Consider the following 26,035-nt stretch of genomic DNA (forward strand, 5'->3'; position numbering starts at 1 on the left):
CTTTCGCCCAGCCTCCTTCAAATTAGCCATGATAAACGGCTGATGCTCTGCTAAATGTCATGCCTTCCCGGTGATTTTTGGCAACAGGCCTGGGAAGCGGTGCTGCGGCAGGCACTTGGCCATTGCTGCGCATACGGTGCCCAGCTGTGCCGGCCTAGCGATGAGGAGGGGTGGCAAGCCCGGCAGGGCCGAGCGGATAGCGAGCCCCGGATCGTAGCGCCCCGTGCCGTCAGGCCGGGGAGGCCCCCCCCCCAGTTTTGTACCGGCATTACTTGACCGGCTCTACTTGGTAGCCTGCTTCGCGCAAAAGTGCAATGACACCTTCTTCGCCCCCGAGGTGGCCTGCGCCTACTGCGAAGAAGGTAGGCTGCACCTTCATCATCTCCGCCATGACCGGTATCCAATTCCGGTTGCGCTGCACGAGCAGCAGGTCTTCATATCCGGCAATGCCGCCTTCTTCGTCCATCATATCCTGCATGGCATAGATATCCTGCTCTTTGTACATTTTCACCATTTCGGCAAACTGATCGCCCCCAACGCCGCCTCCGGCATCAATAGACTCCATGAGCATCTTAGCCTGTACGGAGTAGGGGATGCTGTCGAACATGCTCATCTGGTATTCCGCTGTTTCCAGCCCGCCAATTGTCATTTCGCGTTCTTGGGCCATTTTCATGAACTCCATTTCATAGGAGACGACCTCGGAGGAGGCGTTGGGGTCCATGCTCATGGCCTCATCTCCCCCCATGACAGAGAGGAACATCGGCTTGATCCGGTTGACGAACATCATAGGCAGGCCAATGGTAGCGAAGTGATCGCTCACGCGGGCATATTCCTCTTGGGTGAGCAAGTCTTCCAGAGTGGTATCGCCTACCATGAAGGCCTTCATCAGCAGGGGCATCAGCTTGGAGAAGTCGGTCATGTCCTCCATATTGATTTCAAAGGTGACGTGGCCCACCTGGCCGAAGGCCTCCTGAGTGGCCTCCGTCAGGAAGAAGTCATCTTTGCCGATCATGTGGATAGTGCCGTAGAGGTAGGAGGGCTGCTGTAGCCCTTGGCCGGAAATTTCCCAGAGCAGGGCTTTTTCTTCTGGAGCAGGAGCGTAGGCGGCGCTCCCGGGCTGGGCCCAGGCGCTAATGCTGGAGAAAGCTAGAGCAAGCAGGATAGCAAAATACTTCATCATAAATCAGGAAAGGTTTGTACGCCCGCCTTGGCTGTTAGGCCGGTGCAGGGCATAAGTGGTAAAGTTGAGCCAAAAAGCTGTTGCGGCAGGGACGAATGGCAGTATTCAAGGAAGAAACAATTTTTTTCCGAAGGGGTTGTGGGAAGGGGGTAATTTAGGAAAGCCTTATCATTTGGCGGATTCGCTTTTTCACATCTTTACGACTCCCTTTTTTGTTACCTTTGCAGCCTACCGGCACTTGGAAGGTGCTGGTTTTATCACGATTTAAGCGACCAAGGTTTATGCCACTCGACCAAATAGATGTAGACCGCCTCGGGCCAGAACCGCAGGAACAGGAGATGACGTTTCTGGAGCATTTGGAAGAGCTCCGCTGGCACATCATCCGTTCCCTGATAGCTGTTGTTGGGCTGGGCATTGTGCTTTTCCTTTTTCAGGGCTGGCTGTTCGACACCGTCATTTTTGGCCCGACCAAGGCCGACTTCTTCTCCTACCGTTTCATCTGCAACTTGTCCAACAGTATGGGCTTGGGGGATGTCATGTGCTTTACGCCGCCAGATTTCCCCAAGATCGCTACGGGCTTTGGCGAGCCCTTTATCATGGCCATCAAGGTCTGTTTTGTAATGGGGCTGATCATTGCTTTCCCCTACGTGCTGTGGGAGTTTTGGACTTTCATCAAGCCGGGGCTTTACGCCAAGGAGCGGCGGGCTGCCCGCGGCATGGTAGGGATTTGCTCCGGGCTGTTTATCATGGGCGTGCTCTTTGGCTACTACATCATTTCTCCTTTCGCGGTCAACTTTCTTGCCGGGTACGAGATACCGGGCGTGCAGAATACGCCTACGATGTCTTCCTTCATCAATTACATGATCATGTTCACTGCCCCGGCCGGGCTGATTTTTGAGCTGCCTATCATTGTTTACTTCCTCTCCAAAGTTGGGCTTGTGACTCCGGAAGGCATGAAAAAATACCGTCGGCACTCCATCATTGGCGTACTGGTATTAGCGGCTATGATCACCCCACCGGATGTGGTCACACAGTTTCTGATCGGCATCCCGCTTTACGTGCTGTACGAAGTCAGTATCCTGGTTTCTGCCCGTGTCAACCGTGAAAACGAAGAATTCTAATGCAACGACTGTCCAGCAACAGCACCCTGATGCTCAAATTTTTCATCCCCGTGTTCTGGATTGTGTTCTTCGGGGCATTGACCATTGCAGCGCTAGCCTATCAGTATGAATATGTGGGCAACACCCCGTCCATTTATTTCAAGGGGGGCATGGCCTTCGCTTATGTGACCGGGGTCTTGCTTTTCGCATTCACGCTGCTGCGCCTCAAACGGGTCGAAGCTGACGAGGCGTTCCTTTATGTGACCAATTACTTCAAGACGGCCCGCTACCCCTTCCATGCCATAAAGGAGATCCGGCAGAGCAGCTTCCTCTTTTTATCCATTGCGCGCATACAGTTTGTGGAGAAAGGGATATTCGGGCAGTCCTGCTTTTTTGTGGCTTCGCGTAAGCTGATGCAGGAGTACCTGGAGCAGCACCCGGATGTGCAGGAGAAGGTAGCCGCCTAGTGCCTCAAGCCATAAACCCTTGACACTCCAAGTTTCGTTCTTTTCCGCCTGCTCTTCGTTAAAGAACCGCTCCTTTAGCTCGGGCTAAAGCCGCGGACCTTCGCCTTGATTAGCCGGAAAATAACTTCAACTTAAGGCACTAGTATTTTGCCAAGCTTGGAAAAGCTGGCTTAGCCCTGGCCGGGCGCGGCTGCATCAGTCCTCCTCATACCATCCCTGTGTATTGGCGTGCAGCCTTTTGTAATCTGATAGAGACTTGCGAACTTTGCCCTTCTATACCATTTTTTGATTCATGATAGGGAAAGACATTCAGTACGCTTGCCGCCTGCTCAAAGCGGGCCAGCTTGTTGCCATGCCTACCGAAACCGTTTATGGGCTTGCCGGCAACGCGCTCAACCCTCGGGCTGTGGCCGCTATTTTTGCCGTAAAAAACCGGCCCAGCTTTGACCCGCTCATCATCCACCTTCCCGATTTCCCTTCTTTTGCGCCTTATATTGCTACTGTGCGCCCTGAGCTCGAAGCCCTGGCCCGGGCTTTTTTGCCAGGGCCCCTTACCCTGTTGCTTGAAAAGTCATCGCTTGTCCCTGATTTGGTCACAGCCGGCTCGCCAAGGGTTGCGATCCGGGTGCCGGCCCACCCTGTTGCTCGGGAACTGCTCGGGCAGCTGGATTTCCCGCTTGCAGCACCGAGTGCGAACCCTTTTGGCTACATCAGCCCAACTACGGCCCGGCATGTCGCGGACCAGTTAGGGGCGAAAATCCCATATATCCTGGATGGCGGCCCGTGTACGGTGGGCGTGGAAAGCACCATACTCGGTTTTGAATCTGGCCGGCCTGTAATTTACCGAAAAGGCGGGCTGGCTATAGAAACGATAGAAAAAGTAGTAGGTGAAGTTGCGGTCAAGCCTTACTCCAGCTCCAACCCACAAGCGCCAGGTATGCTGAAAAGCCACTATGCCCCCTCGGTGCCGTTCTTTCTGGCTGCTGCTCTGCACCGTTACCCAGCAGGCGCGGTCCTTATCAGGTTCCGGGAGTACAAGCCGGGCTGGCCCGAAGCACAGCAGCATTTATTGTCCCCTTCCGGCGATTATGAAGAGGCTGCCCGGCGGCTGTTTGCCCTTATGCGCGAGCTAGATGGGAGCGGCGCTCCGGCTATTGTGGCCGAGCTGCTCCCGGAAGAAGGGCTGGGCCGGGCGGTGAATGACCGGCTCAGACGGGCGGCTGCCCAGGGTTGAGCCCAGGCAGTTGTGCTGCCGCCCAAGAAAGGGCCTCTGCTTCTGTGCCCGTCACCACATAGGGCACTGGCTGGCTTTGAATGGCAAAGATGCCTTTCAGCGCGATGCGCAAAAGTGGCTGCTGGATAAGATAGGCCGTGCCCTTGCAATAGGCTTTCATCAGCTGAGCGTGGCTGTTTAGCCATTCGGCTTGTTGGCGCTGATACCGCAGGCTTGGAAAAGCAGCCTGCCGGGCATCAAAAAGGTAGACAAACGGCGATGCTCTAAGGTATGGCTGCTCTAGGCTGCTCAGGTAATCAGAGAAGTTGCCCTCATCGGCAGGGGCCCCGGTGAAGGTGACGCGGGCGAGTGGGAATGCAGAAAAATCGAAAGTGGCGTAGGCAGGCATAAAGGATGATTTTTGGGAAGGGCAGCAGCATACTGCGCTTCATAGCCATTTAAAATGCCAGCCCGGGCCCATTGTTCAGGGCTGTTGCCGTTATTCCAGCCCATGGAATTCTTTAAGTGAAATTTGGAGGGTCAGCCCCAGTTGAAAGGACAGAGTGGAAGTAGGGGAGATGCGCGGCTCAAATGCCTCCGCTGAGAACTCGAGCGGGTCTGGCGCGTCGGGGTCTCGTGCCCAATAGCGGGCACTGCCCCCATAGAGGTATACGCAGCGGAAGTCGAGCAGAAGGTCAGGGGCAGCACTCAGCCGTACCTGTACGCCTGCTCCGGCGCCTACGCTCAGGGTGTTGTCGCTGATTTCGGTATACCGTTCAATGACTTCCACCTCGTCTTCATCAAACTCTTGAGAAAAGACGGTCCTAGCGTATAGCCACTTGCCCCCTAGCAGCCCATCGGCATAAGGCTGCAGGAAAAAACCGGTAAAGGGCTTGAAGCGGGCCAGAACGTGCGCCTGAAGCAGGTGAGTGGATGTCCGTTCCCGGAAATCTTCCGCAAACCCATTCTGTGTGGTGGTAAATTTGATGCTTTCGGTCTCGAACCGCCCCCCTGCTGCTTCCAGCCCAAAAAACAGGGGCTTGCCGCGCTTGCCTTGGAAAATAAACGCCCCACCTCCGCCTACCGAAACGCCATCCTGTACCCGGGAGAAGCCTTCCACCGGAACGTTGATCAGCAGGTTGCCGCTGAATTGGAGGTAGTACGGGATGTCGCTCTGTGCATAGCAAGCCAGAGGGAGGAGGGAAAATAGGGTGATTAAGAGCCGGGCCATACTTCGTGCATTGGGTGGTGGTGTAAAGGGCTCCGCCCGGGCGAGGCTGCCCGGAAGAGCTCGATCGATCTACTGTTTAACAAGAAAAACATAAGGAGGGTTAAGTAGCTGGGGCTTTTAGATAGGGTGCGCAAAGATCCAAGCAGGCTGCTAATGGTGGAATTTGGCAACAGCTGCTCCTAAAGTGGTGCCACCGCAAGCCTGAAATTGCCACAGGCTGCACGGTATTTCTAATTTTGTGCGGAATAAGGCACCAAACTTTTGGAAAATAATCAAATAGAGATAATTTAAAGGGCCGCATGGGAAGTGACTTCAGCCATAGCGGCCGTCCTTAACAAAACCATCTTTTTTAAGGGCCTGTTTGGATTTTGGCCTTCTAGGCGAGAATGTGCAGTTTTTTGGTTAGGCAAGGCACGAAAACCGGAGTTTAGCCTGAGATAAATGAGGATTTTCGAAGCGAAGCATAAGCGGAAAAGTGTACCGCTGCCTAGCGGGATAGCCCGATTGCTGAGGTCTAAACAGTCTCTAAACATCAAAAAAACCAAAACAGACCGCTATGAAATTTGAAATCTTCAAAAGCGAGAATAACGAGAAGTATTACTTCCGCCTGAAGGCGCGCAATGGACAGGTCATCCTTTCCAGCCAAGGCTATGCCAATAAAGCCGGCTGCAAGAACGGCGTAGAAAGTGTACAGAAAAATGCCAGCAACGACGACCACTTTGAGCGCAAAGAGGCCGCTAATGGCAAATTCCACTTCAACCTCTTGGCAGGCAACAAGCAAGTCATTGGCAGCAGCCAGATGTATGCTTCCAAGTCGGGAATGGAAAAGGGCATCGAATCCGTAAAAACCAATGCGCCGGAAGCTACTATAGAAGACTTGACCGTAGCAGAATAAGACGGTATCAAGAGCTACTTCAATGGTCAAGCCCGGCTCAGGCCGGGCTTTTATATGCTTACTTTTCTATGACGATGCCCGTAAAGCGCATTAACGCTTGGTCTAGCCCACGCAACATCAGCACCGCCCTTATGTACTCCTTTGCACAGCGCAAAGATACCCGAGTGTACGATGAGCCGCTGTATGCGCATTACCTTCATCATACGCCCTCAGAGGCCGAACACCCCGGGGCAGCGGAAGTGCTGGAGAGCCAGCCCATTGACGCGGTGCAGGTGGTGCGGGAGACCATCTTAGGCCCTTGTGCCCGCCCGGTGGCTTTCTTTAAGCAGATGACCCACCACCTGATTGAATTGGATACTGCTTTCCTCCGGCAGACCGACAACATCCTGCTCATACGTGACCCCCGCGCCATCATCGCTTCTTATTCCAAAGTTATCCCCAATCCTACCTTGGCAGACATTGGGGTGGCGCAGCAGCTGAGCCTGTACGAAGAGCTGCAAGCTGCGGGCACCCTCCGTGCAGTAGTGGATGCCAGGCAGCTGTTGCTGGGGCCAAGAGCTGTCCTTTCCCAGCTTTGTGAAGCCTTGGGGCTGCCTTTTGATGAAGCCATGCTGGGCTGGCCGCCCGGTGCCCGCCCTGAGGACGGGGTCTGGGCCAAGTATTGGTACGCATCCGTACATCGGTCTACTGGTTTCATGCCTTATGAAGAAAAGCCTTACGTGCTGTCGCCGGCTCAGGAAGCCTTGGCCAAGGAGTGTATGCCTTATTACGAGGTACTGAGCAGGGTGGCATTGACACCGTAAATGACAGGCTTGATGGGCTGGGGGGATTGCGAGATTAAAAAGGCTTTTTCTTGCCACGCTATGCCTATTTTCAGTCACTTAGCTTTGGTTCCCCCAAAGCCGGTGCGTGACCGAAAATAGCTCATTTTTTCACTCCACTAGCCCGGCACATCAAGTCAAGTGGATTGAGCCGTAAATTTTTGACAAATAAAGGTCACGCACCAGAAAAGGGTTAATCGTGGAAATGCTATCAAGTAATTCGGTCTAGTCGCACTAGTGGGAAGGGCGTTGCCTGATGGTGCAAACTAAAATTTCGCAGGCGTTTATGCTTTTGGGGCTATAGCCTGGCATCGGCCTAGCGCTGCGAAGGGGTGGCCGAAGGCCAGACCCGACGCCTGTAGGGCGAGGGGCCGAGCGGACAGCGAGCCCCGTAGCATAGCGGCACCTGCCTGCTGGCAGGGGCAGGCCCCCATCCTTGCGGAGGGGGCAGGCCCAAAAACGACAATCTGGTTTGCGCCTCTGCGCGATGGGACAAGCCTACCTGATCAAGGTAAGGAGTGGGGGCATTAGGGGCGAGCTGGATCACAGCGGCCAGACAGTTCTTTTTGTCAAAACTGATTGGGGCGGTATAGCTTCAGCCCAGCCGAGCGTTTGTTCCTGCTCTGGCTGTTGTATATTAGCCTTTGGCTTTGGGGGCTTTCCAGGGCCTACATAAAAAGAGCTATGCTCAAAATATCCAGGTGCCTCTTCATTCATGCTGGGGGCAGAAACAGCTACAAGCTTCTAGCCTGCTATGGCTTGCTCCTGATAGGAGCATTGTCGGTTAGGCCCGTTTGTGCCCAAGAAGAGGAAGCCTTGCAGGACTCTCTCGAGCAGGCAGAGACTGCGCTCGAGCGGGCGTATTGGCTCAAGGAGAAGGCTTGGTACTATAAGGCTGCCCGCCCGGCCCGTGCGCACGAACTGGCCGGAGAGTCGTTGGCGCTGGCCAGGCAGTTGTCCAATTCTAAAGCCATTGCTGATGCCCTGCATACTGATGGGATGGTCTATTGGTACGAGGGCAAGGTGCCTCAAGCTTCAGAAGCCTTTTTTGCCGCCCTTAAAATCCGGGAGGCCATCAATGATAGTGTCGGCTTGGCAAGGTCTTATAATAACATAGGCAATGTATACCTCTGGCAGGGCGATGCGCCAAGGGCGCAGTCTTTCTACGAGCAGGCATTGGAAATCCGGCAGCGCATGGGCAACGAGACGGAGGTGGCCTATTCGCTGGTCAGCTTGGCAGAAGCCCGCGAGCAGCAGGAAGACCTCTCAGGTGCCATCTGGTATACAGGAGAAGCCCTAGACCGGGCGGTCTTGCAGCGAGATTCCAGCACAATGGCTTTTTGCTATGACTACCTCGGGCGTTTCCTCAGTCAGAAAGGGGATTTTGCCAAGGCAAGGGAATACCTCAATCAGGCGATCAGCATCAATAGCCGGGCAAAATCTTCGAACAAGCTTATCGACAACTGGCTTGCGCTGGCCCGTATAGATCAAAAGATGGGCAGCCACGGAGCAGCGATCGCTTGGCAAAAGCAGGCCCTAAAGCTGAGCAGGGAGACCGGCGCACTGGGCTTGGCCGCTCAGTCGCTTGAGGCGCTGGGCCAAAGCTACGCTGAGCTAGGGGTTTATGATAGCGCTTACCACTACAGCTTGGCTTACAATCAGGCTTATATTGAGCTGGTTAATGTAGAGAATGAACGGATTTTGCTGGACGTTCAGGAGCAGTACAATTCCCAGCAGCAAGAAGCCGCCTTGCTGGCCGTGCAGCGGAGGGAGGCCAGGAGGCTGGCCGGTGTGCTGATCATTGCGCTTGTCCTTTTCCTTGGGGTGGCGGTGCTGGCTTTTGTACAGTACCGCAGGCAGCGCAAAGCCAACCATCTGCTGGAGGAAAAAGCAAGGGAGATTGCCAGGATCAACCAAGAAGTTGCGGACCAGAACAAAGACCTGAAGGAGTCTAATTTTGCTCTCGAGCAGTTTGCTTACGTCGCTTCGCACGATCTGCGTGAGCCCCTGCGCACCATAGGCTCTTTCACCTCCCTGCTGGCCCGCCGCTTCCCGGAAGGGCTGGACAGTCAGAGCCAAGAGTTTATACAGTATATCTTGGGCGGCACTGAGCACATGAGCCGCCTGCTCGATGGGCTGATGGATTATGCCCGCCTGAGCAATATACAAGTGTTGAAGCGCAGTGAGATAGATATGAATGAGCTGCTTGCCCGGGTAAAAGCTTCCTTACAAGCGGATATACAGGAAAAAAATGCAGCGGTTGTCATAGACAGCTTGCCTGTGTTTGCAGGGCATGAGGTAATGCTTGCCCAGCTCTTCCAAAACCTTATCTCCAATGGCCTCAAGTTCAATGATAAGGAGCAGCCGGCGGTCCGCGTGACAGGCTGCCTGGAGGGCGGGCAGGCTATTTTTACGGTGCAGGACAATGGCATCGGCATCGATGAGGCTTACTTCAACAAGATCTTCCATATTTTCCAGCGCCTAGACAAGCGCAACTACTCCGGCACTGGGCTGGGGCTGGCTATTTGCCAGCGAATAGTTGCCCGCCACCGGGGGCATATCTCTGTTTCGTCAAGCCTTGGGAACGGCACTGCTTTTACGATAGCCCTTCCCATCCAAACATAAAAATCTTATGCTACAAAAGTACGACAAGCGCAATGATGACATCCTAATCTATATCGATGGCCAGCTCTTGCCGAGGGCTGAGGCCAAAGTATCTGTATTTGACAGTGTAGTACAGGGTGGAGATGCCGTTTGGGAAGGCATCAGGGTGTATAACGGCCGTATTTTCAGCTTGGAAGAGCATCTGAGCCGGCTGCAGGATTCAGCTCACGCTATGGCGTTTCAAGGCATACCTTCTTCTGAAGAAGTGAAAGCCGCACTGTTCAAAACCTTGCAGGCCAATGGGATGAAGGATGACACACACATCCGGCTTACCCTTACCCGGGGGCTGAAGATCACCTCAGGGATGGACCCTCGCCTGAATCAGTTTGGCCCTACGCTTATCATTGTGCCAGAGTGGAAGCCTCCGGTTTATCCGCCGGAAATCACCCTGGTGACCTCTTCTGTGCGCCGCAATTCTCCTATGTCGCTCGATTCTAAGATACACCACAACAACCTGATCAATAACATCCTGGCCAAAATTGAAGCAAACCACGCTGGGGCCGATGCAGGGCTTATGCTGGACAAGGACGGTTTTGTCTCGGAAGCCAACGGTGTCAATGTCTTTTGTATCCGCAAGGGGAAAGTGTATACGCCACATGCAGATAGCTGCCTGCCCGGCATCACCCGGCAGCACGTCATCCATCTGTGCCAGCAGGCGGGCATCCCCATATTGGAGAAGAATCTTTCCCTTACAGAGTTTTACACTGCCGATGAGGTGTTCACGACTGGCACAATGGGGGAGCTAACGAAAGTAGTAGAGATAGACGGGCGGCAGATTATGAACCGCTCCGGGGCCCAAGTCTTGAGCCAGGTGCAGGCTTTATTCCGGGAGATGACGGAAACCATGGGCGAGCCCTTGCCTTTCTGACGGGCATTCAGGAGCCCCTGGCCAGGGGCTCCTGAATGCGAAGCTTATTGCTTCTTTTTTATGCTATTGACCTTCTCCTTAGCGAGCTGTACCTGCTGCTCTTGTTTGCTGACTTCCGCTTTTTTGCCGGCAACGGCCTGGGCAGCGGCCTGGGCGGCCTTCTTGGCCTCAGCAAGCTCCGCTTCGAGGTCAGCAACGTTCTCTTTCGCTTTTTCTTCTTCTTTCTTGAGGTCGGAAAGGCCCTTTTCGAGCTCCTTGAGCAAATCCTCCTGATTGTCGAGCACCTCTTCAGCGTATTCGTACATCACCTTATTGCGGAAGCCCTCCAGCCAGGCATAAGCGCCGGGCATCCGGTCGGGGTGGCGCTCGGAGGAAAGGTATGCACCGCCAAGGTTGAACCAAACGGTCACGACAGCCCCCATCGCCTCCCCTTTGGGGCTTATGGTAGCGTAAATGTCGATGGTGTTGTTGCTGATGGTTTCAATTCTGGCGTTATCAGTCAGGTACTCGCCGGTCTCTTTGTTCAGCTTTGGTTTCTTGGCCTTGAAGCCCTTTTGGTAATCAGCCCAAAGGTCGGCGATATCCTCTGCCTGCCCAATGCGGAAATCGAGCAGAAAGCTGGGCTCGGCCCCTTGGCTCATCGGGCGGGGCTCCTCGCTAAAAGCGGTTTGGGCAAAAAGGGCGGGGCTGAGCCCCCAAAGGATGAAAAGCATGGCAAAAGCGTTCGTGTTCATATGTATGGTGTTTGTTGGGTAAGACGTAAGCTGGAAGTAAAGTAACGGCCTCGCTCTGAGCGCGGGCCTTTGTTTTGGGGCGCCAACCGGATTGTTGCTTTTTTGAGGCCTGCCCAGCCTGCTTTGCGAGATGGGGCCTGCCCTCTCCGCAAGGATAGGGGCCTGCCCCTGCCCGATGGCAGGTGCCGCTATGCTCCGGGGCTCGCTGTCCGCTCGGCCCTATCGGGCCTGCCGCCCCTGCGCAGCGCTAGGCCAATGCCAGGCTATAGCCCGAAAAAACATGAGCGCCTGCGACATATTGGTTTGCGCCTCTGCTTTGTCCACTCGGTAAAGAAAAGCCTTGCCGGGCTTATTTGTTCATAATTTGTTCGCAATGCCGCTTTAGAAAGCGGGCTTCCGCAAACCGCTCCTCCACTATGGAATCGTCCTGGTCCAGTTCGTCCAGCCAGCGTTCAGCCCCAGCGATGAGGTGGAGGGCCGTCCCTACATTATCGCCCCCGGCTCTGATCTCTACGCCAGCGAGCTGTAGGGCTACGGTAGCTGCCTCCAGGCAAATGAACCCTTCCCCCTGCCCAATGTAGAGTTGCAGCAGGGTGAGCGCACTTCTGAAGTGGCTCCGGGCCAAGGCGGTATCCCCCCGGTCAAAGTAGAGCTCCCCAAGGTGTTTGGCCACCTTTGCAGGGAAAAGCCCAGCCTCTTTTTCAGGGAGCTGCTTCAAGATGGCCAGGGCGGCTTCATGGCATTCCACGGCCTGTTCCTCTTCCCCTAGGTCTTGATAGGCCAGCCCTTGTGCCTCCCGGAGCTGTGCGAGCAAGAGCAGCTGCCCGCTTTCCTGAGCCTGCTCAATGCCGGCCTGGTAGGCTTTGATGGCTGCTTCGGGCCTTCCGCTTTCTTCTTCTGTTTTGCCCAAGTCGTACCAAAGCTCTGCCGCAGGCGATCGTAAAGCAGCCTGAAGGACTTCCCGGGCTTTCACAAACTGGAAACTCTGGCGCAGTGCGTATGCCTGACGCCGGGCAGCATCTAATTCTTGTGGTTCCATAGTCGCATTGGTTTGCAGCCCGAAGATACGATTACCCCAACATTTTCAAGGGTATAGCGAAGAATAGCCTTATTCATTCGCCCTGCCCTTGCAAAATCCTTACCTTGCGCCGATTATCAAAGAAAACGATGTACCTATGAAAATCGATAAGCATACAGTGGTCACGCTGCACTATAAATTGCAGGAAAAAGACGCTGATGGAGATATGGTGGAGCAAACCTTTGGCAGCGACCCGCTTGTGTTCCTTTACGGTGCAGGGTCCATGATCCCCAAGTTTGAAGCCGAGCTGTCTGGGAAAAAAGCAGGAGACGGCTTTGCTTTTGGGATTGAAAGCGCTGAAGCTTACGGTGAGTACGACCCCGAGGCGATCGCCCCCATCCCCAAAGAAGCTTTTGTCGTAGATGGTGAGCTCGCAGAGGATATCCTGCAGGTCGGCCGCGTCATCCCTATGCGCGACCCCGACGGCAATCAGCTGATTGGGACCATATTGGAGATTGGTGACACTGAGGTGCAAATGAACTTCAACCATCCAATGGCTGGGGTCGATTTGTACTTCACTGGCCAGATAGAGGAAGTGCGCGCAGCGACTGCCGAAGAGATCGAGCATGGCCATGTGCATGGCCCCGGCGGGGTGTCCCACTAAGCTTGCAAGCGACTAGATGAGCCTACCGCGGCCCAAAAAGAAAGCCGCTGCCTGACAACGTTCAGGCAGCGGCTTTTACGTGGTGCTAGCTAGCGCTTAGCCTATGCTTCCCCAAAAGCAAGTTTCACAATGCGCTCCTGCTGCTGATCGTGCACAGCTTTGAAGCCGGTAGCCGTAGATGCGCTCGACTTGCGTGCGATATGCTTCAGCTCCACATCGATGTCGATCTCTTTGTTGATAAAGATGGAGTTGATATACTGCCATGCCCCCATATTAGAAGGCTCTTCCTGTACCCAGAAAGCTTCCGCATTAGGGTAGCGCTCGAAGACGGCCTTCAGCTGTTTGGCCGGCAGTGGATAGAGCTGTTCCATGCGCACAATAGCCACATCGTCGCGCTTGTCGTCCTGCTTTTTCTGCAGCAGGTCATAGTAGATTTTGCCGCTGCACAGCAGCAGGCGCTTCACTTTCTTCCCGCTGCGCGGCCCCACTTCAGGGTCGTCCAGCACTTCCTGGAACCTATTGCCCGTTTCGAACTCCGCAATGTCTGAGACGCAAAGCGGGTGGCGGAGCAGAGATTTGGGTGACATGACCACCAGTGGTTTCCGGAAAGGCCGGGCCAGCTGACGGCGCAGCAGGTGGAAGAAGTTGGCGGGCTTGGTCACATTCGCTACCGTAATGTTGAATTCGGCGCAAGCCTGAAGGAAGCGCTCCAGGCGGGCGCTTGAGTGCTCAGGCCCCTGCCCTTCATACCCGTGCGGCAGCAGCATCACCAGGCCGCTCATGCGCTGCCACTTGCTCTCTGCAGCAGTGATGTACTGATCGACAATCGTCTGTGCACCGTTGTAGAAATCGCCGAACTGTGCTTCCCACAAGATGAGGCTGTCCGGAGAAGCCAAAGAGTAGCCATACTCAAAGCCCAGCACCGCAAATTCAGATAGCAGGGAGTTGAAAATACGGAACTTGCCTTGATTGTCGCTTATGCCATCCAGCCGGTTCAACGGCTCGAAAGTTTTGCCATCGTGCACTACAGCATGCCTGTGGGAAAAAGTGCCCCGCCGGACATCCTGCCCGCTCATGCGCACGTCTTTGCCTTCAGCCAGAATAGTGCCATAAGCCAGCAGTTCGCCCATTGCCCAGTCCAGCTGATTGTCCTCTAGCAGTTTGCGCTTGCCCTTGAGCAGGCGGTTGACTTTGCTCAGGGGCGTAAACCCTTCCGGGAAATTCATCAGGTGGCTGATCAGCTCATCGATCAGTTTGCGGTCTACCCCAGTTTCCGGAGACTCCTCAAAGTCCTTAGGGTCAGAGGTTTTCGTCAGCTCCCGCCAGGCCTGTTCCGGCTCTTGATACTCGTAGGGCAAGGGGTGCTCCCTAACCTCATCCAGCCGGTCTTGTAGCAGCTTCCAGAAAGAGTCTTCCATCTCTTCGGCCAGCTTCTGATCTACATCGCCCCGCTGTATCAGTTTTTGGTTGTAGACTTCGCGGGGGTCGGGGTGGTTGTTGATGATCTTGTACATCTCCGGCTGCGTGAACTTGGGGTCGTCGCCCTCGTTGTGGCCATGCCGGCGGTAGCACACCATATCAATGAACACATCATTGTTGAACTTTTGGCGGTACTCAATGGCAAACTGCGTGGCGAAAAGCACCGCCTCGGGGTCGTCTCCATTGACATGGAAAACGGGGGCTTGCACTACATTTGCGACACCAGTACTGTAGGTAGAAGACCGGGCGTCGTCGAAGTCTGTAGTAAAGCCAACCTGATTGTTGATGACAAAGTGGATGGTCCCGCCGGTATAGTAGCCAGCCAGCTTGCTCATCTGAACGGTCTCATAGGTGACCCCCTGCCCAGCAAGGGCCGCATCTCCGTGGATAAGGATGGGGAGGACCGAATCGTAGTCACTGTTATAAAGGATATCCGCTTTGGCGCGTGCAAAGCCCTCTACAACGGGGTTTACCGACTCGAGGTGGGAAGGGTTGGGCACCAGTTTGAGGTGCACTGTATTGCCGGAAGGCGTTTCTACCTGAGAGGAGAAGCCCAAGTGGTATTTCACATCCCCGTCCCCAAAGCTAAGGTCGGGCACAGCTGTGCCTTCAAATTCATTGAAAATCTGTGCATAGGTCTTGCCCATGACGTTGGCCAGGACGTTCAGACGCCCCCGGTGTGCCATGCCCACCAAAAACTCCTTGACGCCCAGCTCTGCCCCCTTGTTGATCAGGCCATCGAGCGCGACGATGGTATTTTCGCCCCCTTCCAGGGAAAAGCGCTTTTGCCCAATGTATTTGGTATGCAGGAAACGCTCGAACACGACTGCCCCGTTGAGCTTGTCGAGGATGCGCTTTTTGGTGTCGTTGTCAAAACCATAAGCGTTTTCGGCAGAGTTGGCCATGCTTTCAATGCGTGTCCTTATCCACCGGCGCTTGTCACGGTCTTGAATGTGGTGGTACTCATAGCCGATATTGCCGCAGTAAGCTTTGCGCATACGGTCGATAATCGCCGAAAGCGTGGCTTTGCCCAGCCCTACTTCCTGCCCTGCTTCAAAGGAGGTGTTCAGGTCGGCATCCGAAAGGCCGAAGTCGTCGAGGTTGAGGTTGGGCATGCGGTCGCGGCGCTGCCGGATAGGGTTGGTAGTAGACAGCAGATGGCCCCGGTTGCGGAAAGCTTTGATCAGGGACAAGACCTTGAACTCCTTGTCCAAGGCTTCAGCCGGAACCGTAGTGCCCGCCTCGCTCTGCCCATTGGTGCTGCTTGATGCAAAGTCAAATCCCCGGAAAAAAGCTCGCCAGGTTTCTTCGACCTGCGCGGGGTCTTGCAGGTATTTTTCGTACATCGAGTCGATGTAAGAAGGGTGAGCATTGGCTATGAAAGAAAAGTCGTTCATTGGCTGTAAAGATTACAGTAAATATTTGTGGTATAATGTGGCTTCCGGCACCCGCCCAAGCCTGGAAAATCATGCTTATCCCATTCAATCCTGTAGGGGCTGAATAAATTAGGGCCAAGTAAAGCCCCCTTGGACACAAATGCAAGCTTCGCGCAAGATATTTGACTATTGACCAGCTTTTTGGAGCCGGCGGCCAGCGTATTGTCAATAGGCTGTGCCAAACAGTACCCCCCGTGCGCCGCATTCGGCCTGAGCCACCCCGCCTACACCAAAGGTGACTTCAAGATAGAACCCTAGGCGGAAGGGGAAGGTTTCTGCGTAGTTCTCATAATTGCTGTAGTAGGCCGGGTAGTTGGCTGCCTGCCCTTCCTCCGACATCAGGTCGGTAAAGGCATATTCTGCCCGGAGCCCGGTTTTGACGGTGAGCACCCGGTTGGCTGTCACAAACCCTCCTACCCCAAAACAGCCTGAAAAGTAGCGGTCGGCATAAGCGCCTTTGGCATCTTCCCAGTTGGTGCCATAAGACTGCTGGGCTGCAAAAATGCCGGTGCTTTTGCCGCCGATTTCCGCAAACGCACCGTTGGGGCGTATATAGCGGTAGAGCAGGTACATATCGAGGCTTTCCCACTCCATATTTATGGTGCGGTTGCCGGCAGCATCGCCCCGGTAGGTCATGCTATGGCTGTAGTTGGCCCGCAGCAGCTCAAAGCTTAGGCCATGGCGCTCGCCTATGCTCAGGTTGGCCGCCCCTCCAAGGGAGGTCGCAAAGCCCAGAGAGCTGTCGTGGTTGGCGTCCCCATTGATATTGGCGTTGGCCAGCCCGGTCATGCCCATCATCGCCTTAGGGCCAATTTCCAGCCATACCTGGGCAGAAAGTACAGAGGCGAAGAGCAGCAGGGCTGCTGATAGCCCAATCGTTTTTCTCATAGTAGTTTGTATTTACGTGCCTGGCCGTGGCGCTTGCTGAAGAAAGCCCAGCCGGAAAATGGTTTGCTTGGTGAAGATATTGAATTGCACGCTTTCCGTAGGGCAGGGGCTAGCCTTTTATCCGCCCAGCCCCATCAGTCTTTGCCTTTGTAATTAAAAAGAGCGCCAGGCTTTTGCAATTCGAAAAGAAACCTTAAATTTGCGTCTCTTTTAAAATAAGTAGCATTTAAGAAAACTCAAGATACAAAATGGCGAATCACAAGTCATCCAAGAAGCGTATCCGTCAGGAGGCTAAGCGCCGCCTGCACAACCGCTATTACAAAAAGACCACCCGTACCTCTATCCGCACCCTGCGCGAGATGGAAGACAAAGCAGAGGCTGAAAAATTCCTCCCAAAGGTTATCAGCATGGTTGACCGCCTGGCCCGCCGTGGCACTTGGCACGACAACAAAGCTTCCAACCTGAAGAGCAAGCTGATGCGCCACGTCAACGGCCTGTAATCAGCCCGGACGCTTTCGCCATTTAGCTGCGAGAGCAGCGAAAAGTGTATTCTTGGACCACCCAAGGGTACACTTTTTTGTGTTGGCCCCTGCCCCTCGTAAATCCTGCTATTTCAGCCGGCTGCCAACCTTTGTCAAGTGCGGTTCAATAACTACCTTTGCACCTCCTTTTCATACAACCACAGCCATGGCAAGCAAAAAGATTGAATCCGCACTCATTTCTGTTTTTCATAAAGAGGGCCTCGAGCCAATTGTCGCTGAGCTGAAGCGGCTCGGCGTAACGATTTACTCCACAGGTGGCACACAAGGCTTTATCGAAAGCTTGGGGGCAGAGGTGACGGCTGTTGAAGACCTTACTTCCTACCCTTCCATTTTGGATGGCCGGGTGAAGACCCTCCACCCCAAAGTGTTTGGCGGCATACTGGCGCGCCGGGAGGAAAGCCACCTTTCACAGCTCGGGCAATATGAAATACCGGCAATCGATTTGGTAATCGTCGATTTGTACCCCTTTGAGCAGACCGTAGCCGCCACCGATGACGAGGCTGCCATCATTGAAAAAATTGATATTGGCGGCATCTCTCTCATCCGGGCAGCTGCAAAAAATTATAAGGATGTGGCCGTCGTCCCTTCTCAATCAGCCTATGCTGCCCTGCTCCGCCTTCTGAAGGATCAGGATGGCGTGACCACTCTTGCGGACCGGCAGGCCCTGGCTAGGGAAGCGTTTATGGTATCTTCCCACTACGATACTGCTATATTCAACTACTTCAACCGGGAAGAGGAGCCGGGGGCTGCTTTCAAGCACTCTATTGGGCAGGCCACTGCTCTGCGCTACGGCGAAAACCCTCATCAGGCGGGCGTGTTCTACGGCAACCTGGAAGATATGTTCGACATTATTGGCGGCAAAGCTTTGTCATACAATAACCTGGTCGATATCGATGCGGCAGTGGGCTTGGTGCGCGAGTTCAAAGGCGATGCGCCTACCTTCGCCATCCTCAAGCATACCAACTCTTGCGGTGTTGCGACCCGCCCCACCATCTTGGAAGCATGGAAAGCAGCCCTGGCAGCAGACAACGTTTCCGCTTTCGGCGGCATACTGATGGCGAATGCCACAATAGACCGGGCTACCGCAGAGGAGATCGACAACATCTTCTACGAAGTCCTTATTGCCCCGGGCTTTGATGAAGACGCCCTGGAGCTGCTCACGCAAAAGAAAAAGCGGATCCTGCTGCGCATCAAGGATTATGCCGCACAGCCACGCAGCTTCAAGAGCCTGCTCAATGGTGTGATCGAGCAGGATACAGACCTTAAAATAGAGGCAGCCGGGGAGCTTACTGTAGTGACCCAAAAGCAGCCTACACCCCAAGAGGTGGCCGATCTGCTCTTCGCCAACAAGTGCGCTAAGCACCTCAAGTCGAACACCATTGTGCTGGCCCGGGGGCAGCAGCTCCTCAGTATGGGGTGCGGGCAGACGTCTCGGGTAGATGCACTGAAGCAGGCGATAGAGAAAGCAAAGGCTTTCGGGTTCAGCCTGGAGGGCGCGGTCATGGCCTCTGATGCTTTTTTCCCTTTTCCGGATTGTGTCGAGATAGCCGATACCGCTGGCATCACTGCCGTCATACAACCTGGCGGCTCTATCCGCGACAAGGACAGCGTGGCTTACTGCGATGCTCATGGCATGGCTATGGTGACTACAGGCATCCGCCACTTCAAACACTAGGAGGCGGTTGAACTTGGCCATCGACATCGGAAACTCGCGCATCAAGGCGGCGCTGTTCAAAGGCAGTAGCCTGTTGTGGTCTGAAGCTTGGGCTTCAGCCGATGCCCCTGACTTTTTTAACCTTGCAACCAACCATAGGGCTGAAAATATCATCTTATCATCGGTGGCAAAAGCTTTGCCCCCGGAAGAGAGGGCGCGCCTTAGGAGGCGATTCCGCTTCATCGAGCTTAGCCCTGAAACCAACTTGCCCATTGCCAATCAGTATGAAACACCCACAACTTTGGGGAAAGACCGCATCGCAGCTGTTGTCGGTGCAGCAGCACTTTTCCCTGGGCAGCCCTGTATCGTGGCCGATGCAGGGACTTGCATGACCTTGGACTTGGTACACCCTGATAAAGGCTACCTTGGCGGCAATATTGCCCCCGGCATCCGTATGCGCCTTCAGGCCATGCACCATTTTACCGCAAGGCTGCCACAACTGAACGATGCTGAAACAGGACATGACAGCTGGTATGGGCAATCTACCGCTGATGCCATGAAAAACGGTGCAGGCTGGGGGGCCGTGTTCGAGTTGCAGGGCTTCCGCCAAAAAGCAGAAGCATGGCTCGGGCCTTGTCAGGTCATCGCAACAGGAGGAGATGCCTCCTTTTTGGCTGAAAAGCTGAAAAGCCAGATATTCGTGAATCCAAATTTAGTCTTATTAGGGCTGAATAAAATATTATCCTATAATGTCGAGCTTTCGGAGTAGATTTTTCGCAGTGGCGGTTGTCTTGAGCACAGCCTGGGCGGTTTCCGCTCAAACTACCACGCTCAATCCTAAAATCAACTCTCCATATTCCCGTTTCGGGCTCGGAGATTTCAACAACCTTTACTTCCCTGTTCAGGCAGGGCAGGGGGGGCTGAGCGCGGCTTACCATGACCCTTTCCACGCCAATGTCCTCAACCCGGCCTCCCTCTCTCAGCTGAAAGCGACCGCATTCGATGTCGGCCTGAACGCCCGCTTCGGAGAGCTTGCAACGGATGACGCCAAGCAGAGCCTGTGGAGCGGCAACCTTACCCATCTATCCTTGGCCTTCCCATTGGTCAATCCCATCAATAAGGTCTTGGACCGTAGGGAAGCGCCCTTTGGCCTGGGCATGGCTTTTACGCTGCAGCCTTATTCTACAGTAGGCTACAATGTGGAAACCACGCAGCAGGTAGATGGCGCAGGGCAGAGCACCAATTTCCTGATCGGTGCAGGTGAAACATACCGCCTCTCTTGGGGCAATGGCGTCAAGTACGGCCCGGTCTCAGCTGGCGTCACCCTGGGCTACAACTGGGGCACAATAACCAATACCCGCCTGGTAGAGTTCGATAGCCTCGACCTCGCCTACACCACGCAGTTCGAAGATCAGCTGACCATCAATGGCTTGTTCTGGCGCTTCGGGGCGCAGTATACCTATGAGTTCAAAAAAATCAATAGCAAGGGCGAAGAGGAGCCTTCGGGCAAACGGTTGATCCTGGGCGTCCACGGCAGTAGCGGCAATGACTTCAATACGGATGCAAGCCGCTTTGGCGAGCGCTATAACTTGAACTTTGGAGCCCCTTTTGTGATTGATACCTTGTTCAATGAAAGCGGCGTAGCTGGCACCGGGCGCCTCCCGGCTGAGTTTGCGGTAGGGCTGAGCTATCAGGAGGTCAACAAATGGCGCTTGGGTGTTGAGCTGGGTATGCAGCAGTGGAGCAATTACGAAAACGAAGGGCAGTCTGCCCAAAACCTGGCAGATACCTGGGAGGTGCGGGCAGGGGCAGAGTTCATCCCCGACTACCTTTCCTACAACAGCTACCTGGCACGGGTGAGGTACCGTGTGGGCATGTTCTACGGGCAAGACCCCCGGCAATTCTCGGGCGATCAGCTTTTGGATTATGGCCTTACCCTTGGGCTGGGCTTTCCCATTATCCTGCCCCGGCAGCGCACCTCTTTTGTCAACTTCGCCGTTGAGGCCGGCCGCTTTGGCGTGGCAGAGGGCCTTAGGGAAACCTACATCAATATGACTCTTGGATTTACTTTAAATGATAACACTTGGTTCTTCAAACGAAAATTTAATTAAACTATGAAAGAGTTACGTTTTTCATTGGTTGCATTCGCGCTTGCCGCTCTTTTTGGGCAAACTGCTGCCTTGGCGCAATGCGATACCTGGACCGGAAAGCCTTTTGAAGAGGAGGCGACTAATGCGCACGTACTTTACCGTGGGATCGTAAACGGTAAAACGGTGGCAGACCTGGAACAGCTGAGCGCGGAAGAGTTCAATATTGCCTACGAAAACTGGAAGAAAGCTTACGAAATGGCTCCTGCTGCCGATGGGCAGCGCCCTTCTCATTATTCTGATGGGCGAGACCTCCTGAAGGTCCTTTACAACAAGTCTTCTGATGCTGAGGAGAAAAAACAGCTCGGCGAGCAGATTATGAACCTTTACGCTCAGGAGATCGAGTGCTACAAAAACGAAGCCTTCTTGCTGGGCCGCAAGGGGTACGATATGTTTTATATGCCGGAGTACGGTTATCGGCAGGCTACTTACGATGCGCTCAAAGCCGCCCTCGATAAAGGCGGGAAGGACGCAGAGTATATCCTGCTCGAGCCTATGGCACAGGTGCTGGTTTATTTCTTCAAAACCAATAAGGTAGGGCAGGAAGAAGCTCAGCAGATATACACCAAGCTGGAGGAAGTCGCTGAACACAATATCGCCAACAACAGCTCTTACGGTGAATACTACGAAGCAGCCAAGGCTCGTATGGACAGCCACTTCAAGGAAATTGAAGATCAGGTGTTCGATTGTGGCTACTTCCGCAAAAAGCTGATGCCGCAGTACGAAGAGAACCCTAACGACCTCGAGGTCGTAAAATACGTATATGTGAAGCTCCGTCAGCAAGGCTGTGATACGACCGAGACCTTCATGATCGACCTGCGTACCAACTACGAGCAGATGGCCAAAATTATCAATGACTCTCTGGAGCTGGTCCGCCGGGAGCGCAACCCTTGCTACGATGCCACTCAGCTGCAGAAGGAGGGCGACTACGATTTAGCGCTTTCCCGCTATCAGGAATGTCTGGATGCTGACTCCGAAATGGACGACGAGGGCCGCGCTCAGATTTACTACAGCATTGCCTCTATTCAGCTTTACCGTAAAAATAACGCCGGCGCTGCCCTTTCTGCAGCACGGAAAGCAGCTAGCTTGCGCTCCGGCTGGGGGCGCCCTTACCTGCTCATTGGCGATAGCTATGCCAAGCTGGGCCGCAATTGCGACGACTGGACCTCGCGCCTGGCTATCTTGGCGGCAATGGAGAAATACCGCTACGCAAAATCGGTGGACGGTGATGTGGCAGAAGATGCGGACAAGCGCCTTGGGCAATATTACGATGCTATGCCTGCCCGTCAGGACGGCTTTATGCGCGGCGTGAAGGAAGGGCAGAGCGTATCTGTCGGATGTGGCATCGGAGAGTCGGTGACCGTCCGATTCAAGGACTAAATGCCTTTGTTTTCCTTCTGAAAGGAGGCAACTTTTGAAGCACCCTGCATGGCTATAACCGTGCAGGGTGCTTTTGTATGTCAGGCTCCCGCAATCAGCGCTCGGAGGTTTATAACTTGGAGATTGGCAAGCCGGCAGACCTTTGGGCGCGGCTTGTGCCGGCTTCCGCTCTTAGGGTGCTAGCGTTGATGCATCGGGGCCCCTTGAAGGGTGAAATGGGCGCTTTCCTGCCTGCGCTACGCCTTGAAAACCAGGATGTAGTTGTGAACAGTCCATTTTTCCACTGCATAGGCCCGGCAGAGCACTACCAAAAAGGCCAGGGCAAAAGCCCTGGCCATCTAAAATCGCTTAGTATGAAAATAGTACAAGCTGTATTCATTTGCTTGGCAGGCTAATTTAGAAAAGCAGGCTTGCAACCAAAGCCCAAGAAAGTGAAAAAGTCAGGTTTCTGAATAACAGGATTAGCCGGAGTCCTTACCGCAAGCCGTACCGTTATTTTCTGTATATTTGCAAACGAACGTTCATTCGTTTTGTTACCATGGTAAACTGCACTGTATGCCTAAGTTCCACAACCTTAAAGTGAAAGATGTGCGCAGGGAAACGGAAGAATGTGTTTCCGTTGCCTTCGATCTGCCGCCGGGCCTGCGCGAGGCTTATGAGTACCTGCCGGGGCAGTACCTTACCCTTAAGGCAGAGATCGGTGGGGAAGAGGTCAGGCGCTCCTATTCCATCTGCAGCAGCCCTTCGGACGGAGAGCTGCGGGTAGCTGTCAAAAAAGTGCCCGGAGGGCGCTTTTCTACCTTTGCCAATGAGCAGTTGAAACACGGGGATACCCTAGAGGTGATGACCCCGATGGGGCGCTTCCACAATCAGCCCAACCCGGCCAATGCTAAACAATATGTAGCTTTTGCAGCGGGCAGCGGCATCACACCGGTCAGGGCCATCCTAAAGGCTGTACTGGAAGAAGAGCCCAGAAGCACCTTCACGCTTTTTTACGGGAACCGCGGGGTAGATAGCATCATCTTCCGGGAAGACATCGAAGGGCTCAAGAACGAGTACATGGGGCGCCTTCGTATTTTCCATGTGCTGAGCCGGGAAAAGCTAGGCAGCCCACTGTTCACAGGCCGCATCACCGGTGAAAAAGCAGGGTTGCTGTGCGACAAACTCATCGACCTCAGCCAAGTAGACGAATTCTTCCTCTGCGGCCCACAAGCGATGACAGATGCCATCACTGAGGTATTGAAAAGCAAAGGGGTAGACCGGAAAAAAATCCACTTTGAGCTGTTCACAACGGGCAAAGCCCAGCTGCCGCCACAGCCAAAGGTGCAGGAAAAACAGGCGGATGTAGAGGCTAAGGTCACAATTGTGCTGGATGGCAATGCCATGGAGTTCCCATTATCTTCCAACGCAGAGAACATACTCGATGGAGCGCTGAAAGCTGGGGCCGACTTGCCCTACGCTTGCAAGGGTGGGGTGTGCAGCACGTGCAGGGCCAAAGTTACGGCAGGCGAGGTATACATGGATGTCAACTACGCCCTCGAGCCGGAAGAGGTGGAAGCTGGATATGTGCTGACCTGCCAAGCCCACCCTAAAACCGATGAAGTGACGGTTGATTTTGACGCCTGATAATTTACAGCCTTATGCCACAGATCCGAAAACCGGAAAAGAAAGAACAGATCAAAGAAGCTGCAGCCCGTTTGTTCCGTGACAAAGGGTACTCTGCTACTTCTATGCGAGATCTGGCAGAAGCCGTCAGCTTGAAGGCATCGAGCCTGTACAACCACATCTCTTCTAAAGAGGAAATCCTTCGGGAAATCTGCTTCGAAAATGCGCACCGTTTCCGTTCAGGCATGGAAGAGGTAGAGCAGGCCCAAAGCACTGCAATGGCCAAGGTAGAAGCGCTGTTGCGCTTGCATGTGCGCACTGCTATGGAAGACGCTACTTCCGTCACTGCGTTCAATGATGAATGGCGCCACCTCAATGAGCCTTTCCTGTCAGAGTTCAAATCCCTGCGAAGGGATTATGAACAGCGCTTCCGCCTCATTTTGCTGGCAGGCATGGAGGAAGGGGAGTTTCGGCAAATGGACCCCAACATCGCTTTATACACCCTCTTTTCTTCCGTCCGGTGGGTCTACGACTGGTTTCAGCCCGGGAGGCCGTTGACTGCTGCAAATGTTGAAGATGAGCTGACAGCTTTCATACTGCAAGCCCTCCGCCCTTAAGGCTCCGGGTGAGTGACTTCCATATTATACCACCATTGGTTGAAGTAGAGGTTGCCGCCCTTCCATTCCACTTCCCCACGTTGGAAGTCTACCGTTTCGCTTCTTGGGTAAACCTTCGCAGGGAAGAACGGCCCTGAAAAATCATCATTGACGATAAAGCGGTAGGCGTCTGCTCCCCCAAAAAAGAAGCGGGAGGCAAAAGGCGAGCCCGGTATGTCCTGTATGTTGAAATCAGGATCTACAGGCACCCATCCAATCCCTTCAAAGTAAAGCTCAGCCCAGTCGTGCAGGTTTTTGTGCCCAGGATAGAGGAACCATCCGCTCTGCCACTTGGCAGGTATGCCTGCGTAGCGGCATAGGGTGATGAAAAGCAGTGCTTTCATGCCACAGTCGCCCCGCCGGTTTTCCAGGCAGTAAGCGGGGATGTTGGGCATGGTGGAATATTCCAGGGCACTCGCCCAAGGTATATTTTGCCCTATCCACTGATAAATCAGCCACGCCTTGAGCACCGGCTCTTCTGCGCCCCCAATAATGTCATCTGCCAGGGCTTTTATTTCTGGGGTAAACCGGATGTGCTGCTCCCGCTCTGCGGTGAACTCCCGAAAAAGGCGGGAGGTGGTGTCATAAGGTTCCGCTTTGAGGCTGAGCAGGTCATGCCATTCATCGTATGCGGTATACGTGAGCCGGTAAGAAAAAACAGTGGGCTCCCCAGCTTTGGCAGCCTTCTCCATATAAATGGAACTGTGGGGGTAGCCCATGGGCGAAAGGACATAGTGAGGCTCGCTGACTTTGTGCAGCTTGACCGAGCCCAGCCTGCTGCGGGAGGTACGGGGGTAAGGGAGCCATGCACGCACCACTTCTCCATCTGGCACGGCATCGGGCTTTACGGTCAGGGTATAGGCTACTTTGATTTCCTTTGGGCGTACCGTGGCGGTAGCGCGAGCCTGTACGGCTTCTACCGCCCCCGGCAGGTAGCTGCTCAGAAAGTGGTCCAGCCCTTTGTCCCCGGGGCCGTCTATGGCCAGTTTTCTCGCTTTGGCCAGGGAGTCTACCCGCAGGAGGTTCCAAACGGCATTACGGAAGTAGCGTTTTTCCCCCTCGATAATCCGCATTTCCAATACGCCGCTTTCTTCCCACTGCTGCAGTTGTTCAGCACTAAGCTCCGGGAAATAAGGCTGCAGGGTTTTCCGTACATAGGCTTCGTCCCGGTTGAAGTCCAGTTTGATGCGGTCGAGCAGGGCAGACTGCAGCTCAAGCGCTACAGCGGCCAGGGGCTCAGGGTGGGCTTGGGCAATATAGCTGGCGATCTGCTGTTGGGCCTGGCCAAAATGGCCGGTACGTATGGCTTCGTCGATTTCTGGCAGCCCGGTTTGGGCCAATAGGGCAAAGGGGAAGGCAAAAAGGTGAAAAAGAATCAGGTAGCGCATAAATC

23 protein-coding genes are annotated in these 26,035 nt (G+C 54.3%); 15 read left to right on the forward strand and 8 right to left on the reverse strand.

Annotation, left to right across the window (positions count from 1 at the left end):
- Positions 1–268: 268 nt before the first annotated feature.
- On the reverse strand, positions 269–1,180 hold the full coding sequence (locus FRY97_RS04025; RefSeq protein ID WP_246141545.1) for a TraB/GumN family protein: 912 nt from the start codon (positions 1,178–1,180) through the stop codon (positions 269–271).
- Positions 1,181–1,461: 281 nt separating this feature from the next.
- Here FRY97_RS04025 and tatC point away from each other — a divergent pair, with 281 nt between their 5' ends.
- The 3 genes from tatC to FRY97_RS04040 all read left to right on the forward strand — a co-directional run bounded on the left by tatC (position 1,462) and on the right by FRY97_RS04040 (position 3,981).
- The gene (gene tatC, locus FRY97_RS04030) at positions 1,462–2,301 is read left to right on the forward strand and encodes a twin-arginine translocase subunit TatC (RefSeq protein WP_147166149.1); all 840 of its coding nucleotides are present in this window, start codon (positions 1,462–1,464) and stop codon (positions 2,299–2,301) included.
- A complete protein-coding gene (locus FRY97_RS04035) occupies positions 2,301–2,747 on the forward strand; it encodes a hypothetical protein (RefSeq protein ID WP_147166150.1) in 447 nt (148 codons plus the stop codon). Before tatC ends, FRY97_RS04035 begins: the two co-directional genes overlap by 1 nt.
- Positions 2,748–3,039: 292 nt before the next feature.
- A complete protein-coding gene (locus tag FRY97_RS04040; protein WP_147166151.1) occupies positions 3,040–3,981 on the forward strand; it encodes an L-threonylcarbamoyladenylate synthase in 942 nt (313 codons plus the stop codon).
- On the opposite strand, the gene FRY97_RS04045 is transcribed toward FRY97_RS04040, so the two are convergent.
- Together FRY97_RS04045 and FRY97_RS04050 are read right to left on the reverse strand one after the other, a co-directional pair.
- Positions 3,956–4,369, reverse strand: a complete 414-nt coding sequence (locus tag FRY97_RS04045) for an STAS/SEC14 domain-containing protein (protein WP_147166152.1) — start codon at positions 4,367–4,369, stop codon at positions 3,956–3,958. The two genes, FRY97_RS04040 and FRY97_RS04045, sit on opposite strands and share 26 nt — an antisense overlap.
- A 90-nt stretch (positions 4,370–4,459) precedes the next feature.
- Positions 4,460–5,191 carry a hypothetical protein gene (locus FRY97_RS04050; protein WP_147166153.1) on the reverse strand — a complete coding sequence of 244 codons (732 nt, stop codon included), beginning with the start codon at positions 5,189–5,191 and terminating at the stop codon, positions 4,460–4,462.
- Between the two features lie 556 nt (positions 5,192–5,747).
- Between FRY97_RS04050 and FRY97_RS04055 the strand changes: the two genes are divergently transcribed.
- From FRY97_RS04055 to FRY97_RS04070, 4 genes are all read left to right on the forward strand, one after another.
- Complete coding sequence (locus FRY97_RS04055) at positions 5,748–6,086, forward strand: YegP family protein (protein ID WP_147166154.1); 339 nt, start codon at positions 5,748–5,750, stop codon at positions 6,084–6,086.
- A 68-nt stretch (positions 6,087–6,154) separates the two neighbouring features.
- Positions 6,155–6,889 carry a sulfotransferase-like domain-containing protein gene (locus FRY97_RS04060; RefSeq protein WP_147166155.1) on the forward strand — a complete coding sequence of 245 codons (735 nt, stop codon included), beginning with the start codon at positions 6,155–6,157 and terminating at the stop codon, positions 6,887–6,889.
- Between the two features lie 702 nt (positions 6,890–7,591).
- Entirely contained in the window at positions 7,592–9,532 is a 1,941-nt protein-coding gene (locus FRY97_RS04065; protein WP_147166156.1) for an ATP-binding protein, read from the forward strand.
- Positions 9,533–9,539: 7 nt separating this feature from the next.
- A complete protein-coding gene (locus FRY97_RS04070; protein ID WP_147166157.1) occupies positions 9,540–10,439 on the forward strand; it encodes an aminotransferase class IV in 900 nt (299 codons plus the stop codon).
- Positions 10,440–10,483: 44 nt separating this feature from the next.
- Here the strand turns inward: FRY97_RS04070 and FRY97_RS04075 are convergent, their stop codons facing one another.
- Positions 10,484–11,173 (reverse strand): hypothetical protein, encoded by a 690-nt coding sequence (locus FRY97_RS04075; protein WP_147166158.1) that lies wholly within the window; start codon positions 11,171–11,173, stop codon positions 10,484–10,486.
- Between the two features lie 349 nt (positions 11,174–11,522).
- Positions 11,523–12,212, reverse strand: coding sequence for a tetratricopeptide repeat protein (locus tag FRY97_RS04080; RefSeq protein WP_147166159.1), 690 nt, complete (start codon positions 12,210–12,212; stop codon positions 11,523–11,525).
- Between the two features lie 136 nt (positions 12,213–12,348).
- Between FRY97_RS04080 and FRY97_RS04085 the strand changes: the two genes are divergently transcribed.
- Positions 12,349–12,855 carry an FKBP-type peptidyl-prolyl cis-trans isomerase gene (locus tag FRY97_RS04085; protein WP_147166160.1) on the forward strand — a complete coding sequence of 169 codons (507 nt, stop codon included), beginning with the start codon at positions 12,349–12,351 and terminating at the stop codon, positions 12,853–12,855.
- A gap of 101 nt (positions 12,856–12,956) precedes the next feature.
- Here the strand turns inward: FRY97_RS04085 and FRY97_RS04090 are convergent, their stop codons facing one another.
- Both FRY97_RS04090 and FRY97_RS04095 read right to left on the reverse strand, forming a co-directional pair.
- Complete coding sequence (locus FRY97_RS04090; protein WP_147166161.1) at positions 12,957–15,731, reverse strand: 2-oxoglutarate dehydrogenase E1 component; 2,775 nt, start codon at positions 15,729–15,731, stop codon at positions 12,957–12,959.
- A gap of 204 nt (positions 15,732–15,935) precedes the next feature.
- A complete protein-coding gene (locus tag FRY97_RS04095; RefSeq protein ID WP_147166162.1) occupies positions 15,936–16,658 on the reverse strand; it encodes a hypothetical protein in 723 nt (240 codons plus the stop codon).
- A 248-nt stretch (positions 16,659–16,906) separates the two neighbouring features.
- On the opposite strand from FRY97_RS04095, the gene rpsT reads away from it, so the two are divergent.
- The 7 genes from rpsT to FRY97_RS04130 all read left to right on the forward strand — a co-directional run bounded on the left by rpsT (position 16,907) and on the right by FRY97_RS04130 (position 24,603).
- Positions 16,907–17,158, forward strand: a complete 252-nt coding sequence (gene rpsT, locus FRY97_RS04100; protein WP_147166163.1) for a 30S ribosomal protein S20 — start codon at positions 16,907–16,909, stop codon at positions 17,156–17,158.
- Between the two features lie 187 nt (positions 17,159–17,345).
- On the forward strand, positions 17,346–18,875 hold the full coding sequence (gene purH / locus FRY97_RS04105; RefSeq protein WP_147166164.1) for a bifunctional phosphoribosylaminoimidazolecarboxamide formyltransferase/IMP cyclohydrolase: 1,530 nt from the start codon (positions 17,346–17,348) through the stop codon (positions 18,873–18,875).
- Between the two features lie 7 nt (positions 18,876–18,882).
- Positions 18,883–19,623, forward strand: a complete 741-nt coding sequence (locus tag FRY97_RS04110; protein WP_147166165.1) for a type III pantothenate kinase — start codon at positions 18,883–18,885, stop codon at positions 19,621–19,623.
- Entirely contained in the window at positions 19,604–20,965 is a 1,362-nt protein-coding gene (locus FRY97_RS04115) for a hypothetical protein (RefSeq protein ID WP_147166166.1), read from the forward strand. The genes FRY97_RS04110 and FRY97_RS04115 overlap by 20 nt, the downstream gene beginning before the upstream one ends.
- 3 nt (positions 20,966–20,968) lie before the next feature.
- Positions 20,969–22,381 (forward strand): hypothetical protein, encoded by a 1,413-nt coding sequence (locus FRY97_RS04120; RefSeq protein ID WP_147166167.1) that lies wholly within the window; start codon positions 20,969–20,971, stop codon positions 22,379–22,381.
- A 555-nt stretch (positions 22,382–22,936) separates the two neighbouring features.
- Positions 22,937–24,007 carry a 1,2-phenylacetyl-CoA epoxidase subunit PaaE gene (paaE, locus tag FRY97_RS04125; RefSeq protein WP_147166168.1) on the forward strand — a complete coding sequence of 357 codons (1,071 nt, stop codon included), beginning with the start codon at positions 22,937–22,939 and terminating at the stop codon, positions 24,005–24,007.
- A gap of 14 nt (positions 24,008–24,021) precedes the next feature.
- A complete protein-coding gene (locus FRY97_RS04130; protein WP_147166169.1) occupies positions 24,022–24,603 on the forward strand; it encodes a TetR/AcrR family transcriptional regulator in 582 nt (193 codons plus the stop codon).
- Here FRY97_RS04130 and FRY97_RS04135 read toward each other — a convergent pair.
- The gene (locus FRY97_RS04135; RefSeq protein WP_147166170.1) at positions 24,600–26,030 is read right to left on the reverse strand and encodes a transglutaminase-like domain-containing protein; all 1,431 of its coding nucleotides are present in this window, start codon (positions 26,028–26,030) and stop codon (positions 24,600–24,602) included. The genes FRY97_RS04130 and FRY97_RS04135 overlap by 4 nt on opposite strands.
- Positions 26,031–26,035: the final 5 nt, after the last annotated feature.

It is taken from the genome of Phaeodactylibacter luteus, assembly GCF_007993045.1.
Taxonomy (GTDB): Bacteria; Bacteroidota; Bacteroidia; order Chitinophagales; family Saprospiraceae; genus Phaeodactylibacter; species Phaeodactylibacter luteus.

Coding starts and splice junctions, on each gene's coding strand:
- FRY97_RS04095 (WP_147166162.1), bottom strand. CDS start 16,658: ATGAGAAAAACGATTGGGCTATCAGCAGCCCTGCTGCTCTTCGCCTCT.
- FRY97_RS04050 (WP_147166153.1), bottom strand. CDS start 5,191: ATGGCCCGGCTCTTAATCACCCTATTTTCCCTCCTCCCTCTGGCTTGC.
- FRY97_RS04035 (WP_147166150.1), top strand. CDS start 2,301: ATGCAACGACTGTCCAGCAACAGCACCCTGATGCTCAAATTTTTCATC.
- FRY97_RS04055 (WP_147166154.1), top strand. CDS start 5,748: ATGAAATTTGAAATCTTCAAAAGCGAGAATAACGAGAAGTATTACTTC.
- FRY97_RS04040 (WP_147166151.1), top strand. CDS start 3,040: ATGATAGGGAAAGACATTCAGTACGCTTGCCGCCTGCTCAAAGCGGGC.
- FRY97_RS04090 (WP_147166161.1), bottom strand. CDS start 15,731: ATGAACGACTTTTCTTTCATAGCCAATGCTCACCCTTCTTACATCGAC.
- FRY97_RS04080 (WP_147166159.1), bottom strand. CDS start 12,212: ATGGAACCACAAGAATTAGATGCTGCCCGGCGTCAGGCATACGCACTG.
- paaE (WP_147166168.1), top strand. CDS start 22,937: ATGCCTAAGTTCCACAACCTTAAAGTGAAAGATGTGCGCAGGGAAACG.
- FRY97_RS04065 (WP_147166156.1), top strand. CDS start 7,592: ATGCTCAAAATATCCAGGTGCCTCTTCATTCATGCTGGGGGCAGAAAC.
- tatC (WP_147166149.1), top strand. CDS start 1,462: ATGCCACTCGACCAAATAGATGTAGACCGCCTCGGGCCAGAACCGCAG.
- FRY97_RS04135 (WP_147166170.1), bottom strand. CDS start 26,030: ATGCGCTACCTGATTCTTTTTCACCTTTTTGCCTTCCCCTTTGCCCTA.
- FRY97_RS04115 (WP_147166166.1), top strand. CDS start 19,604: ATGTCGAGCTTTCGGAGTAGATTTTTCGCAGTGGCGGTTGTCTTGAGC.
- FRY97_RS04045 (WP_147166152.1), bottom strand. CDS start 4,369: ATGCCTGCCTACGCCACTTTCGATTTTTCTGCATTCCCACTCGCCCGC.
- FRY97_RS04070 (WP_147166157.1), top strand. CDS start 9,540: ATGCTACAAAAGTACGACAAGCGCAATGATGACATCCTAATCTATATC.
- purH (WP_147166164.1), top strand. CDS start 17,346: ATGGCAAGCAAAAAGATTGAATCCGCACTCATTTCTGTTTTTCATAAA.
- rpsT (WP_147166163.1), top strand. CDS start 16,907: ATGGCGAATCACAAGTCATCCAAGAAGCGTATCCGTCAGGAGGCTAAG.
- FRY97_RS04085 (WP_147166160.1), top strand. CDS start 12,349: ATGAAAATCGATAAGCATACAGTGGTCACGCTGCACTATAAATTGCAG.
- FRY97_RS04025 (WP_246141545.1), bottom strand. CDS start 1,180: ATGATGAAGTATTTTGCTATCCTGCTTGCTCTAGCTTTCTCCAGCATT.
- FRY97_RS04130 (WP_147166169.1), top strand. CDS start 24,022: ATGCCACAGATCCGAAAACCGGAAAAGAAAGAACAGATCAAAGAAGCT.
- FRY97_RS04060 (WP_147166155.1), top strand. CDS start 6,155: ATGACGATGCCCGTAAAGCGCATTAACGCTTGGTCTAGCCCACGCAAC.
- FRY97_RS04120 (WP_147166167.1), top strand. CDS start 20,969: ATGAAAGAGTTACGTTTTTCATTGGTTGCATTCGCGCTTGCCGCTCTT.
- FRY97_RS04075 (WP_147166158.1), bottom strand. CDS start 11,173: ATGAACACGAACGCTTTTGCCATGCTTTTCATCCTTTGGGGGCTCAGC.